This window comes from Levilactobacillus yonginensis, from assembly GCF_003946265.1.
Classification (GTDB): Bacteria; Bacillota; Bacilli; order Lactobacillales; family Lactobacillaceae; genus Levilactobacillus; species Levilactobacillus yonginensis.
Map to the genome: position 1 here is coordinate 1 of NZ_RHNO01000022.1, position 14,406 is coordinate 14,406.

The 14,406-nt window shown below is 48.6% G+C and carries 12 protein-coding genes; 10 read left to right on the forward strand and 2 right to left on the reverse strand.

Going from position 1 to position 14,406, the window contains the following annotated elements:
• Positions 1-250 precede the first annotated feature (250 nt).
• The 5 genes from EKM87_RS10055 (at position 251) to EKM87_RS10075 (ending at position 6,158) form a co-directional block, all read left to right on the forward strand.
• On the forward strand, positions 251-955 hold the full coding sequence (locus tag EKM87_RS10055) for a matrixin family metalloprotease (RefSeq protein ID WP_125684371.1): 705 nt from the start codon (positions 251-253) through the stop codon (positions 953-955).
• Positions 956-1,066: 111 nt separating this feature from the next.
• Positions 1,067-1,756 carry a MucBP domain-containing protein gene (locus EKM87_RS10060; protein ID WP_125684373.1) on the forward strand — a complete coding sequence of 230 codons (690 nt, stop codon included), beginning with the start codon at positions 1,067-1,069 and terminating at the stop codon, positions 1,754-1,756.
• A 439-nt stretch (positions 1,757-2,195) separates the two neighbouring features.
• The gene (locus EKM87_RS10065) at positions 2,196-3,542 is read left to right on the forward strand and encodes a cytosine permease (RefSeq protein ID WP_125684375.1); all 1,347 of its coding nucleotides are present in this window, start codon (positions 2,196-2,198) and stop codon (positions 3,540-3,542) included.
• A complete protein-coding gene (locus tag EKM87_RS10070) occupies positions 3,514-4,605 on the forward strand; it encodes a DUF917 domain-containing protein (protein ID WP_125684377.1) in 1,092 nt (363 codons plus the stop codon). The genes EKM87_RS10065 and EKM87_RS10070 overlap by 29 nt, the downstream gene beginning before the upstream one ends.
• Positions 4,602-6,158: a hydantoinase/oxoprolinase family protein gene (locus EKM87_RS10075; protein ID WP_125684379.1), complete on the forward strand. Its 1,557-nt coding sequence runs from the start codon at positions 4,602-4,604 to the stop codon at positions 6,156-6,158. Before EKM87_RS10070 ends, EKM87_RS10075 begins: the two co-directional genes overlap by 4 nt.
• Before the next feature lie 712 nt (positions 6,159-6,870).
• On the opposite strand, the gene EKM87_RS10080 is transcribed toward EKM87_RS10075, so the two are convergent.
• The gene (locus EKM87_RS10080) at positions 6,871-7,845 is read right to left on the reverse strand and encodes a serine hydrolase (RefSeq protein ID WP_125684381.1); all 975 of its coding nucleotides are present in this window, start codon (positions 7,843-7,845) and stop codon (positions 6,871-6,873) included.
• Between the two features lie 183 nt (positions 7,846-8,028).
• Here EKM87_RS10080 and EKM87_RS10085 point away from each other — a divergent pair, with 183 nt between their 5' ends.
• From EKM87_RS10085 to EKM87_RS10100, 4 genes are all read left to right on the forward strand, one after another.
• Positions 8,029-8,877 carry a Cof-type HAD-IIB family hydrolase gene (locus EKM87_RS10085; protein ID WP_225428435.1) on the forward strand — a complete coding sequence of 283 codons (849 nt, stop codon included), beginning with the start codon at positions 8,029-8,031 and terminating at the stop codon, positions 8,875-8,877.
• A 587-nt stretch (positions 8,878-9,464) separates the two neighbouring features.
• Positions 9,465-9,839: a GntR family transcriptional regulator gene (locus EKM87_RS10090; RefSeq protein WP_125684383.1), complete on the forward strand. Its 375-nt coding sequence runs from the start codon at positions 9,465-9,467 to the stop codon at positions 9,837-9,839.
• Entirely contained in the window at positions 9,832-10,542 is a 711-nt protein-coding gene (locus EKM87_RS10095; protein ID WP_125684385.1) for an ATP-binding cassette domain-containing protein, read from the forward strand. The genes EKM87_RS10090 and EKM87_RS10095 overlap by 8 nt, the downstream gene beginning before the upstream one ends.
• Positions 10,535-11,338: a hypothetical protein gene (locus EKM87_RS10100; protein WP_125684387.1), complete on the forward strand. Its 804-nt coding sequence runs from the start codon at positions 10,535-10,537 to the stop codon at positions 11,336-11,338. Before EKM87_RS10095 ends, EKM87_RS10100 begins: the two co-directional genes overlap by 8 nt.
• A gap of 88 nt (positions 11,339-11,426) precedes the next feature.
• On the opposite strand, the gene EKM87_RS10105 is transcribed toward EKM87_RS10100, so the two are convergent.
• Positions 11,427-12,542 (reverse strand): ROK family transcriptional regulator, encoded by a 1,116-nt coding sequence (locus EKM87_RS10105; RefSeq protein WP_125684389.1) that lies wholly within the window; start codon positions 12,540-12,542, stop codon positions 11,427-11,429.
• Positions 12,543-12,944: 402 nt separating this feature from the next.
• On the opposite strand from EKM87_RS10105, the gene EKM87_RS10110 reads away from it, so the two are divergent.
• The gene (locus EKM87_RS10110) at positions 12,945-14,372 is read left to right on the forward strand and encodes a glycoside-pentoside-hexuronide (GPH):cation symporter (protein WP_125684391.1); all 1,428 of its coding nucleotides are present in this window, start codon (positions 12,945-12,947) and stop codon (positions 14,370-14,372) included.
• Positions 14,373-14,406 lie beyond the last annotated feature (34 nt).

Sequence of the window (14,406 nt, forward strand, 5' to 3'; positions counted from 1 at the left end):
AGCTCCATATACCTACTGTAATTCAAAAAGCTCTGCAAAACCTAAATCGGTTTTACAGAGCTAATCTTAGTATGTTTTGATAGTCAGCAAATGTTGGGTTTTGTTGGTAAGACCAGGACGGATGCTCTAAGTGGAAGGTTCCCCCGCGAAACTATCAAGTCAAAGTAGTTGCCGCCCGTAACTAGATAGCCTAAACTCAAAGCACTTAGTGAAAACACGCGGCTGGGTATTAGGAAGGGAAGGACTTCATGTGAAGGTCATCAGGCGACTGTTACTGGTTCTATGTCTGGGGATGGGGCTATTTGTGGTGAGCAATTGGCAATCTCTCGTGACGCAGGTGACATTCTATCATTCGGCGGCAACAAATTTGCTGGCACAGAAAGGATCCAGTCCGAAAAGCGGCAACTATAAGTCGAGTGGGTATATTCTGCGAAATACCAAGGATGCGACGGCTAAGACTGGGGCCAATGACACGCCCGTTGAGGTGGCCATGCAGGGGCTCTTGCTGGATAAGACCTACGTTTACCACTTTGAGAAAGGTACTCCGGCGGCCGCTCAACGCGTCTTTAATGAAGCCATTCTCCTCTACAATCGGACGAACCTAGTGACCTTAAAACTGGGTGACGCGACGACCAAGGCCAATCAGATTACATTGGGTGTGTACCACAAGCGAGAAGCCAAGGGGCAAGCTACTGTGGAGTACGGTCACGGTGGCCCTGAAATTACCCAGCGAATCAATTGGCGGGGCATCCAAACGACCAACACGGCGACGGCCAAGTTAAATGCGACTTATCCTCAGTCCTTCAAAAGGTCCGTGGCCGTGCACGAGCTAGGCCATGCGTTGGGACTGGATCATAGCACGGAGAAGGCTTCCGTGATGTATCCGATCGATCAGGGGATTTACCAGTTATCCGCGGCCGACCTGAAGAGTTTGCGCGCCATCTATGAAAAGTAATATCGCCCAGGTTACTGCACTGAGCTCGCTACACCTTAGCCTAAAATTAATCCCTACTAATCTTTTTTAGTGGTAAGCTTTAACTAAATAAGTGATTTATGGGGTGAAGGAATGCGTTTGACGAAAAAATGGTTAGGGGTTATCGGGCTAACGGCCATCGTTGGTTTGGGCATGGTGGTCCAAGGACAAGCCGCCAGTAAACAAGGGAAAGTCGTCGTTTATTACCGGTACAATGAATCGAATAAACAGCCCAAGCGAATGACAAATTATAGCGTCAAGACGCTGCATGGTCGAATTGGTCAGCACTATACGACTAAAGCCAAGGACCTACTGAAGGGTGGCGGTGGTTGGGTTTTGCGGTACCATTCCGCGACCGCTACCGGAAAATTCAAAGCTAAGACGACCCGAGTCTACTATGATTACCAAATTGATAGTGACAAAGATTATGAACACAAGGGCGGGGCCAGTACATACATTGATCGGACCGCCGATCATCGTTTGGTTGTTTTTGTCCAGGATCACAAGAATGCTGCGAACACGAGTATCCAGCGGGATAACTTTAAGAAGCCGGTCTATGATGTCATGTATAGTTCGCCCAACGAGCAGCAAACCGAGCATACGTACCGCTTTGGGAAGACCTACGTTTACCGGGATCATGAGAAGGAAGTTTATACGTTGACGCTGAGCAAGCAGGGGGATATCACCCTGAAACAAGCGTGGACGACCAAGAAGGGCAAGCACCACGTGGAGACCACTAAGGTGACCGCTACAGGGAAGTATCAATCCTACAAGGTCAAGTAGCCACTGCAATCTGTAAATAACTAAAGACGGGGTCTGGAGCTTTTGTTCCGGACCCCTTCTTTAGTTTTTTTTGTTTAGGTAAATCCATTAACCTAAATAAAATTAAAAAAGTTTTATACAATCTCATGATTTATTAATAAAAGTTCCCGTTAGATTGGGCAACCAGTTCCTTGGGTTTTTGCTAGATTGTTCAGAAAATTTACTAAAAGCAAATAAATATACATGATGTAATCGCTTAATTGACGTATTATACATTACTAACGCTTGACGCTTTTTAACCACCGCGGTATTATTACTAACATAAATTCTCAGCGAATTCTAATTTAACGTTTAGAATTCATGAGAGCCGTCGATTCACGGCAGACTAATTTGGAAGGATTGAATGGGTTTGATTATTTTGTAGGATTATTAGTTCATATCATATCTGGAGGTTTTGTGCATGGAGAAAAAAGAAAAGAGCTTCTCATCAGATTTCTCGTTACAACAGGTGCCTAAGTCACAACAAAAATCATGGTTATCATTATTCTCAATTTGGGTCGCCATTGGGGTGGACCTAGCCGCGGTGATTCTGGGTGTCCAACTCGCTAAGGGATTACCGTTACATTCCGCGATTACAGCGGTGTTGGTTGGGTCCTTACTCTTGGCCGCTATCTGTACGATTACGGCTTCCGTGGGTGCGGCGACCAACCTGTCCACGTCCATGATTACCCGGTACGTCTTTGGTAAGAAGGGTGCCTTAGTTTATTCCGCCATTATTGGGTGTTCCCTATTAGGCTGGTTCGGGGTTCAAGTTGGTTTCTTCGCAACCAATGCTAAGACCGCCTTCACCAGTGCTTTTGGGCTCAACTGGCCCGTTTGGGTGTTTGCTATTATTGCCGGTATCGCCATGGTGGGCACTGCCCTGTACGGCTACCGGGCCTTCTCCAGATTAAGTGAATTTTCCGTTCCCTTCCTGTTAGTTCTCATGTTAATTGCGTTGTTCATTGCGCTGAACACACATGGCCTCCCTGCAACTCAAATCAAGGCGTCACTCCCAATGGGTTCCGCCATTGCCTTAGTGATTTCTTCCTTCATTGTTGGGGCCGCAACCCAACCCGATATTTCTCGGTGGGCCAAGAGTCAAAAGGATTCCATCATTGGGACGTTCCTTGGGATGTTTGTGGGGAACTCCTTCATGATTATTGTTTCCATCTTAATGAGCAAGTCACTCGGTAGTACCGATATGATGAAGATGTTGATCATGATCGGCATGGGGGTTCCCGGGATCATTATCCTGTCATTAACGCAATGGGTCACCAACACCAGTAACCTGTACTCCGCTACATTAGGTTTTAACGTCATCTTCAACAAGATTGGCTTTAAGAAGTTGACCCTGATCTTGGGGACGATTGCGACGGCCATGGGTGTTTTCGGTATTTACAACTACTTCGTTTCCTTCCTGAACATCTTAGGAATTGTGATTGCGGCGGTTCCTGGTATCTACGTGGCCGAATTTTACCTGGTCAAGCACGAGTTCAAACGGCTACAGCTGAACGTTTCACCACAAAGTGTGGTTTGGCGGTCAATTATTTCTTGGATTCTCGGTGCGGGCGTGACCTTCCTCACGACTGCTGCACCAACCGGGTTAGGTTTGATTTCCCTGACGTCCATTCCACCTTTGGATGGGATCTTAGTTGGGTTTATCGTGCAATTTATCGGTGGCAAATTAGTTACCGCAGAAGTGTCGGCCAAGGACGTTCAACCAACGGAGGTTACAAATGAAGTTATTAACGGAACAAGACATTGATTACATTTCTATGGGGGCATCCGTCCTGGGTTCAGGCGGGGGCGGTGACCCTAAGGTTGGTCGATTATTGGCCAAGCATTTTATTGAAAAATATGGCCCCGTTCAGTTGATGTCGATCGACGAACTGCCAGATGACGCCTACGTGGTGCCGGTCTCTGGTATGGGTGCGCCCACCGTCTCCCTGGAAAAACTCCCCTCAGAGATCGAACTGACCAATCCGATGGAAGAGTTGGAACGCATCAATGGTCGCAAGGCTGATGTCATCATTCCCATTGAAGTGGGGGGCATCAACTCCCTGTATCCCGTGGGAGCCGCAGCTAAGAAGGGGATTCCTATCTTGGATGCCGATGCCATTGGTCGGGCCTTTCCCGAAGCTCAGATGGAAACGTTCCATTTACACGGCTACGAACCTGAAAACGTGGCTGTCGGTGATGAGAAGGGGAACGTGGCGACGTTAAAGCCCATCAACGCGCTATGGGGCGAATACCTGTCCCGGGCGTTGACCGTTCAAATGGGCGGCTCTGCCTCAGTCTCCGATTACTTCCTACCAGGGAAGGACGTCAAGGGTTCCGTCGTGAACAACACGTTGAGCTTGGCCCGTGATGTGGGTGAAATGATTCTGAATCCCGATAAATTTGAAAATGATATCTTCCAAAACGTTCTGACGAAGTTACATGGATTTGACCTCTTTGATGGCAAAATCGTGGACATGTCACGTGAAACGAAAAAAGGATTCAACTTTGGTCGCGTCACAATCGAAGGGTTAAACCAATCTGCTGGCAAGACCTACACGTTGGAATTTCAAAATGAAAACTTAGCCGTCAAGGAGGGCGATAACTTCCTGGCCACCGTGCCCGATTTAATCGTGGCGCTGGATCTCGAGTCTGCTCGACCAGTGACCTCTGAACGCTTGCGCTATGGTGCGCGGGTCAAAGTCGTGTCATTCCCTTGTGACCCGCAGTGGCGGACACCGATTGGCATTCAAACTGCCGGTCCCCGTTACTTTGGGTACGATTTCGACTACGTCCCAGTAGAACAACTTGTGAAGGGGGTCAAAGCATGAACTACCGCTTAGGCGTTGACGTCGGTGGGACTAACACCGACGCAGCCATCTTAGATGAAAATTTAAAAGTGATCTACACCGTGAAATCTGCGACCACCCTGGACGTGGAGGGCGGTATCTTCAATGCCATCTCCAAGGTCTTAAAGGAAAGTCACGTCGATAAGGGGGCCATTACGCATGCCATGTTGGGAACGACCAAGTCGACCAACGCTATCGTGGAACGCAAAGACCTCGACAAGGTGGCTTACATCCGAATCGCCAAGCCCGCTTCAGTGGGGGTGCCACCCTACATGGAATGGCCGGCTGATTTAAAAGCCGCTGTCAATCTGGATAATGTCATTATTTCTGGCGGGTACGAGTTTGACGGTCGGTTGATTGCCGACTTGGACCGCAGTGAAGTGGACGCCTTCTGTGCCAAAATTAAGGCCGACGTGAAGACGGTGGCCATTGCCGGAACGTTTGCGCCGGTCAATGACAGCCAAGAAACCCAGGTCGCAGAGTGGGTCCGTGAAGACCTAGGGAATGACGTGGCCATTACCCTGTCCAGCCAAATTGGTGGGGTTGGCATGTTGGAACGTGAGAACGCCTCAATCCTGAACGCTGCTTTGACCACGATTGGCGAATCCATCGTCAGTGGGTTTGACAACGCGCTGCAGTCATTGGGTATTTCAGCGAACACTTACTTTAGCCAAAACGACGGGACGCTTCGTGGTGGGGCGTTTACACAGAAATACCCAATCTTCACCATTGGGTGTGGGCCAACCAACAGTATCCGGGGAGCCTATCACCTGTCCGGCGTCAAGGATGCCTTAGTCTTGGACGTTGGCGGGACCACTAGCGACATTGGCGTGCTGGTTAACAGTTTCCCGCGGCAGTCAGCTATTTCCGCCACGGTTGGTGGTGTGGAAACGAACTTTAGAATGCCTGATATCATGTCGATTGGGATTGGTGGCGGGACCATCATTCACCATGAAGGTGACGGCTTTACCGTTGGGCCAGACAGTGTGGGCTACGAAATTGTTGATAAAGCGAAGGTTTTCGGCGGTGACGTTGAAACGGCCACGGATGATGCGGCCAAATTAGGTCGGAGTTTCCCAGACAGTCAGGATCAGTTAGCTGATATTGACGAGGCTTGGGCGCAAAAAGTCATCAGCCAGATCAATGCGACGATTACAGAATCGTTGGACCAAATGAAGACCAAGAAGGGCGACGTTCCCCTGGTTCTGACCGGTGGGGGGAGCTTCCTGATTGATGCCGATATCAAGGGGATCAGTCAAGTCTACTTGCCCGATCACTATGATGCTGCGAATGCAGTGGGTGCTGCCTTAGGCCAGGTCAGTGGTGAGGTCAACCGGATTTACAGTTTTGAACAGAAGAGTAAAGAAGAAGTCTTAGAGGATGCCAAGGCTGAAGCCGTGGGCAACGCCGTTGAGGCGGGAGCCATCGCCCAGTCAGCCGAGGTCATCGATATTGATGTGACACCGTTGGCCTACCTGCCAGGGAATTCCGCCCAGGTTAAGGTTAAAGCGGTCGGGAGTCTGAACTTGGTCTAATTTACAGAGAGATTGCGGACCAGCACTGACTTGCATTAACAGGAAACACTACTGAACCCTATGGTTTGGTGGTGCTTTTTTGTTGTAAATTGGTTTAGTGCGGCCGCCTCCGGCAGTCAGGGATGCAAGTGGCGATGGGGAACGCCTGCGGCCTGAGGGGCGGTCCTCCGGCTCGACTGGAAGCCGCGGCCAGCCCACCGAGTCTCCCAGCTCGTCCCACGCTGTAAGTCAGCTCAAAAACGCTGACTAACACCGTCGACACGGCCACCCGCATCCCTGACTGCCTCCGGCTACGGTTGTGAATGACTGCAACAATTGTTTGTGATGTCATCTGGTAGGACTTGTCGAGCACAGTATTGTCAGTAATCAACGTACTGACGGTCTATTTGAGGGATGTCAGCAAGTGGCCTACTAAAATAAAAACGCCACTAACCATTGAGTTAGCAGCGTTGAGTTCAGCAAATATATTTAGTGTTCAATAAGTTAGACGCATTCAATGTAGCCATAAAGAATCAATGTAGCTGGAGGTTGGCAGGATGGGTGCTGGCCGTGTCGGTATGAGTGGTTCGGTGGGGTACCGAACCACTCATACGGGACGAACTTGGAGACCCGCAAGGTTTTCAGCGGGGCTTCAAGTCGAGGTGCAAGACGTTCTATGGCTTGCGCCGGTCCCCACAGCCAGCGTCCGTCCTACCAACCGGAAGCGGCAAGTTTAGTTCTTTATCCCCTTAACAACGCTGGGAGCGTAGACCATCTTCTGAATATGGGTGGTGATTTTGGCCATCCGGGGGAACCCGCTGAAACCAGACTGCTGGTGGCCGTGGGTCATAATTACGAGAATATAGCGTTCGCCGTTGGGAAGGGTCACGATACCAGCGTCATTGTTGGTGTCAGCCATGAACCCTACCTTGTCGGCCACCGTGGCGCCTTTAGTAGCGGCGGTAGCCCCCGCCGGAATACCATCGCGGTAGACTTGCGTTTTCATTAACGAGAGCAGTTTCTGTTGATCTTTTGCGTGTTTGAAGGGACCGGACTGGGTCGCTAGGTCGCGGAGCACCATCATGAGGCTCGTGGCAGTCGTTTCAGCACTTTGACCTTCGATGAAGGCGGGAGAGTAATATCCCTCTTGGGTCAACAGAGCATTGATTCCCTGTAGGCCGCGTTCATCCAGTAAGTCATCGGCAAAGTCGTTGGCGCTATTGACGATCATGCGATGGAAGCCGTCCTGATTGGTCGGGGTCCAGGCAAAGGTCCCTAGGTGGTTCTGCTGGAAGACGTAGGCGGCGATGAAGAGTTTGTAGGTACTAGCGGCTACCACGGGAGTGTGGGCGTTGGCTGACGTGGCTAGGTCGCCTTGGGCGTAGAATTTATCAGTCAGGGTCGCCTTATCAGCTGCACTGCCGGGAACGGCGCCTAAGTTGTAGAAACTCACACTGGTGGTCCCGTCAGCCGTGACTTTCTTTAAATATGTATGTAAGTCGGCCTTTAACTGGCGCTGATGTTGCGTAATCTGTTGAGTGGTCACGGGTTTAGCCGCATCGTCCTGTTCGGTGGCGGTTCCCGGTTGGTCGGGATGGGCTTGAACGACCATGATTCCCGCAAACATGAGAATGACGATGACCAGTCCGGCAACCAAAGCCCGGTGCTGCAGAAGATATTTTAGTTGTTTGGTAGCTTCGCGTTTCATCGGATAACGATCTCGTTTCTTTAGAGTTTTTGGGCAACAAGCAATTAATGTTTTTAATTATACACGTTAATCATGACGCACCCCAGCGCAATTTTTATTCTAACGGCCAGGGTACGTGGGGCTGGGATTTGGCGACATTATAAATTTGACAATGGTTGCAATCGACTGGTCCGGACCGGTAAAATGGAACTTAAATCTCGGTTCATGGAGGCTAACGACGTGTATAAGATTATTACCAGCGATTTAGATGAGACGCTCTTACGTAAGGACGGCAGTATTTCGCAACAAAATATTGACGCGATTGCCCAGGCTACGGCCCGCGGGGTGAAATTTGTGCCGAACACCGGCCGTAACTTCCTAACTGTCCAGCCGTTGTTGAAACAGCTTGGATTGGCTCAGCAGGCCGGTGAGTATGTGATTTCCTTCAATGGTGGGGCTGTGATTGAGAACCAAGGTAATCGGGTCGTTCTAAGCAATGAGATGCCTTACGCGGAGGCCAAGCGGGTCTTTGAACTCTTCACGGAGTTCGATGTGGACGTTCACGTGTATACGCTGGACCACCTTTACATTTACCGACCACGGGAAGATGACGAGGCTTATTTACAAACGCGTGGGGTGGCCTTCACCGAATTTGACGGGAATTTCAGCCAATTTAAGGATGATCACGTGATGAAGGTGATTGCCATGAATCCTGATATGACCGTACGTCGAGCAGCTAATGATCGGATTCAAGCGGAATTTGCGGATATCAATACGGCTTATTCCTCAGGAATTTACATCGAAGTGAACCATGGTGGAGTGGATAAGGGCAATGCCATCCTAGAACTGGGTGAGCAACTCGGTGTTTCAGCTGATGAGATCATGGCCATCGGGGATAACGACAACGACTTACCAATGCTACGCAAAGTTGGGTTGCCGGTCTCCGTCCAGAATGGAATCCCAGCGGTCAAAGAGGTGGCAACTTACGTGACGCCGCATGATTATGAGTGCGGGGTGGCCGATGCCATCAATAAATTTGTATTGAATAACTAATTACGAAAGTGGTCGTCTTCCTGATGAAGGCGGCCATTTTGATTATCTCAAGGAAGGTGGGAAGTGGTTCAAAATTAGTTTTAGCTGTTGCAGCAAGGACATTAACGTACAAATTAGACAGTCTAGTAGGTCTTCCGCCCAGATATGGACTGGAAGGTGCGGACGTGTCTGACCCCATATCTGGCGACCTCTCGGCTTATACAGTGAAACATGCTGTCATCAGTTAGCTCGAAAAAAACTCGCGTAAAGTTTTGAGGCAATCCTTCTATAACGTTATCAAAACCGGAGGTGGCCAGGAGTGTAGCCAGCCGTGAAAGTGGTGTTAGCTGGCGATTTTTTTGCCGGCTTACAGCACGGGCGACTTTGGAGACAGGTGGGTTGTCCTGGCTTCAAATCGAGCGAGAAGCCCGCTTTTTGGCTGAAGCGTCCCCACAGCAGGCGGAATCCCTGGCCACCGGAGTGTGATTCATTCAGCAATAAATACGGAACTGAATCAGCTAATATTTTTTCGAGCATCCCTCTTGTTATTTAAAAGTTTCGATGTTATAGTGTAATAGTAGAATAGAACACTAGGGAGGCGAAACAAAATGCAATTTGATGATAAAGTGCCAATTTACTATCAAATCAAAAACCATATTTATCATGAAATGATGACTGGTCAGTTAGCGGCCGGCGCCAAGTTACCGGCTGTACGCCAACTAGCTGTCGATCTGACGGTCAACGTCAATACGGTTCAACGTGCGCTCGGGGAAATGATCCAAGAAGGCACCATTGAATCGCAACGGGGGAAGGGAAATTTTGTGACAACGGATACCACACGAATCGCACAATTAAAGGAGCAATTAGTCGTGGAACAACTTGAACGAGTTTACCAACAATTACATGCTTTGAACCTATCGGATGACGAAATTATCACCAGTTTGAAGCAATATATTGAGCAGAGGGGGCAGCAACATGACTAACGTTTTAGCAATGAACCAGGTCAGTTACAAGCGGAACTTAAAGACAATTTTGCACGACGTTGATTTGACGCTGGAAACGGGGAAAATCATCGGTTTGTTAGGGGAAAACGGTGCGGGGAAGACGACTTTAATGCGTTTGATCACCGGGAGTGCCAAGGGGAAAGGGACGGTCGCTGTGAGTGGAGATACGGTCATCGCCAACCGGAAGAGTCATATTAGTTTTTCGGAGCAACTTCATGGATTTTCTAATAGCACCAAGTTGGATGAAGTCATTGCGTTTTATCAACGCGTATATGCAGATTTTGATCCCAAACAGTTCACAGAACTGTGCACCTTCTTACAGATTGACACGAGCTTAAAGCTGTCGTCGTTGTCCAAGGGGATGAAGGAAAAGGTCATCATCGCGTTGACGCTGGCCCGTCGGACAAACCTATACTTGCTGGATGAACCGTTCAGTGGTATCGACAGTATGAGTCGCAAGAAGATTATCAGCAGTATTATCAAATGGAAACCGGAAAACGCGACGATGGTAATCAGTGATCATTACGTTTCGGAAATTGCACCGATTTTAGACGAAATCGTCATTGTTAAGGACCAAACCATTTACACCCACAGACCAGCGGATAGCGTGCGGGAAGAGTTTGGCGTAGGGATTGAAGCGTACTACGAGAGCTTATATGAGGGGGGCGTTCAGCATGACTAGTTTTGGGACGATGTTTCGCGCGTTAAACAGAAATAAATTTAGTTTGATCAACCAAATTTTCTTGGTTGAATTGTTGGCCGTCGTTGTGAGTTCACTCTGGACGTTAGTAACGGGTCATTTTAGTAGCATGACGCTATTCTATAGCTTCATCAGTTGGGGTTCCATTGCCTGGTGGGTGGCGTTCATTCTGCTCTCACGAAAGAATGAACAGACCTTCATGCAGGACACATACCGGTTAGTTCCTATTGGGGATGGGGGCTTTTACGGGGCAAACGTTCTGTCATCACTAGTTGAATTACTGTACTTCAGTGTGGTTCAAGCGGTGGTTCTGGTCATCACGATGCTCATTGGTGGTATGGGGAATGTCGACAGTGATATGCACGCCTTCCTGAATGGGTTCTTCGATGGTTCTGGTTGGCACGCCGCTTTGTCGGGGATGCCTGCTAATTGGCCATGGCTCTTCCTGGGAATGGTGATCGTTGCCTTAGGCATTTTGCTGCTAGTTTGGACGACGATTACCCTGATTCACTTCCTGACGAGTGTGATCAGTAACTTCCTGCCACGCGGCCGGCAACGGGTTGTCTTAGTAATCCTCTATATCGTGGTCATCTGGTTGGTTACACGGATTATAAGTCTGTTGGTCATGTTATACACCAAGTACACGTCTGGTTTTGTTGGCGCTCATGTGGCCAGTCAAATTTACCTGGCCGCCGGTGCCATCGTAATTCTGCTGGTGCTAGAAGTCGTTGCCAACATCTTCTTGTTGAAGAAGTGGGTTGAAACACAGGCTAACTAGCCACCATTATTTAGAAATAGCTATTGTAAATAGGGCACCAGAGCTTAACCAAGTTGGTTGAGCTCTGGTGCCCTTATTGGTGATGATTTTACAAACTTTGTAGTTGTTCCCGAATGGCAGGAATGGCTGCACCGATGGCGACGGAGTGGTCGACAACTTTCCCGAGGTGCAGGTAACCCTCGGTTTCGGGGAAGACGGAAATTTTCCGCAAGCGTTGCTTGATAGCCGTCAGATCCTTTTCGCTTAGGTACTTAGTCAGGACACCGGCAATCACTAGGGGGATGTCGACGAACATGTGGAGGTTGTAGATGGATTCAGCTAAGTAGTCCAGGTACTGTTCGAATCGCTTGGTGACCGTTGGATCATTGTGATGCAGGTCTGCGAAGAAGCTCGATAACGTTTCGTTGGGCTGTAGCAGAGAACTCAGTGAACAGTAAGTTTCGATACAACCGCGGCGACCACAGTAACAAACCGGGCCGTTCACGCCGTTTAACGTGATATGTTCCATGGTTCCGTTACGGCCGCTAGGACTCTTGAGAATGTGACCGTTGATGATGATGGCGGTCCCGATGTGTTCCCCAATGGAGAGGAAAATACCGTCCGTGGGGTGTTGCGCGTACTCTGAGCGGGCAACGCAATCGGCATCGTGGTAGAAGGTTACCGGGAAGGGTAAGTATTGGCCGAAGTTATCGGACTTCATGCCGGTACAGTCCAGAATCTTCCCATAGAGGATGGTCGTGCCGTCGTTTGAAATCAATCCTTGAATCCCAATACCAACGCCGGAAATTTGATTGAGGCTGAACCCCCGGTCCTTGATCAACGCGAGAATCTGTTCCGTTAATGACTGAGCGTATTGGTCATCGTTTGCGAACGGGAGATTGATGGTGTGAATCGTCAAAACCTCATTTCTGAGATTTAAGACGGCCATGGTGGCGTAGGTCCGAAAGATTTCGACGCCGACACTCAACGTCACGTTGGGGTCGATCGAATAAGCCGTTGCGCGTCGTCCAATGGTGGACTTTAACTGGCCGTTTTTCACAATCAGTTGTTGCTTCGTTAGCTTTTGTAAATTAGCACTAACGGTGGGCAAACTCAGGCTGAGTTGATCCGCAATATCTTGTTTCGATAATTTTTCATTATCGTAAAGCAGATGATAGATGTCCGAATAATTTGAGTGTTGAATGGACTGCATGTTGCTGCTCATGGTTGGCCCCTTTCTGAGAAGTGATTAGCCCTAGTTTATCACAACTGGTCTAAATGGAAAGTCAATTTATAAAATAATGTAACCGTTATCATAACTCGTTTTACTTAATCAGGTCTTTTGGCAGGATTATTGGCAACTCAGGGCTAAATCAAGGTTGTTGACGGCCACACTACATTGAAATCGGCTTCACAATCTGAAAAAGTTTAGTAAAGTTTTATCAACGAAAATACTGTTCTGACACTAAATAAAACTGGAAGACCACGCCTACTTAAATGTGAAATGGATAATTAAGTCGAAATGCCATTGCCAATGTAACCGATTGCAGATATAATGGCAACTGAATTGATTTTATAAAACGGGTTTACATAATAGCTCGTCAAAAAAATTTGCGAGGTGTGTCTAGTGAGAAAATATATTTCCTACGCGTTAGGGACGTTCGGACACGATGCGTTCTATAACACGTTAAGTATTTATTTCATGATGTTCCTGACTAGTCAGCTCTTCACCAACTCAGGTGATGAGAAGATGGTCGGAATCGTCACGATGATGGTGGTTGTGATTCGGGTCGGTGAAATTATGTTTGACCCGATGATCGGTGGGATTGTGGATAACACCAACACCCGCTGGGGGAAGTTCCGGCCATGGATCATGATTGGTTCAGTCGTTGCCGCTATTGGCTTAGTCTTCCTGTTTTCCGATTACTTTGGCTTAGCCTGGAACAGTCCAATCTTCTACTTAGCATTGGTAGCGATTACATTCCTGATGATCGATGTTTTCTATTCATTTAGTGATATCGCGCTGTGGTCCATGTTGCCAGCTGTGAGCTTGGACAACAAGACGCGGACGAAATTTGGGACTGCTTCGCGGATTGGGTCAACGTTGGGCGCTCAAATCGTTATCGTCATTATTACGCCAGCAATCCTGCTGTTCTCGCACTGGATCTCCAAGGTACCATTTGGCCAACAGACTCGTGCCGGGTGGACGGGATACGTTGTGATCGTTGCTCTACTATGTGTCGGCGGTGCCCTGATTACTTGCCTGAACATCAAGGAAGAACATAACTTGATTCGGTCTAACGTTAAGCACACCACGGTTTCTGATATCTTCCGGGCTATTGGTCGGAATAAACAGTTGCTTTGGATTGCGGCCTCTTACTTCCTGTTTGCATTTAGTTACGTGGTCACGAACTCCCTACTGATGTACTACTTCACGTACCGGTTAGGGGACGCGGCCGCTTACACCTGGGTCGGGGTCATCACGTGTATCTTAGGGGTTATTTCCGTTTCCCTGTTCCCAGCCCTGGAAGCATTGATTCAACGGAAAGCCATCTACATTGGCGGGATTGCCTTTATGTTGATTGGTTACATTATCTTCTTATTTGCCGGTCAAAGTTTGCCCCTTGTTTTGGTAGCGGTGTCATTCTACTTCTTCCCATACCCACTGATTTTCTTGGCCACCTTGATGACCATTACCGACAGTGTGGAATACGGCCAGCTGGTCAACGGTGTCCGGAACGAGTCAGTTACGTTATCTGTCCGGCCATTGATCGATAAATTAGCCGGGGCGGCTTCTAACGGAATCGTTGGGATTGTTGCCGTTGTTGCTGGGATGACGGGGAGCACCAAGCCGTCCGAAATTACGGCCGCTGGGGTCTCCCAATTCAATATGTTTATGTTCTATATTCCAATCGTTTTATTGATTATCGCTGCATTGATTTTCTACGCCAAGGTCGATTTGACCGAAGCGAAGCATGCTGAAATTGTGGCTGAATTGCGCAAGCGCCTGAAGGCTCAACAGTCTCAAAACGCGTCAGCCCAACAAGCTGACTAGTTTTTGAGAAATAAATGAAAACGTTGTCAAAAAA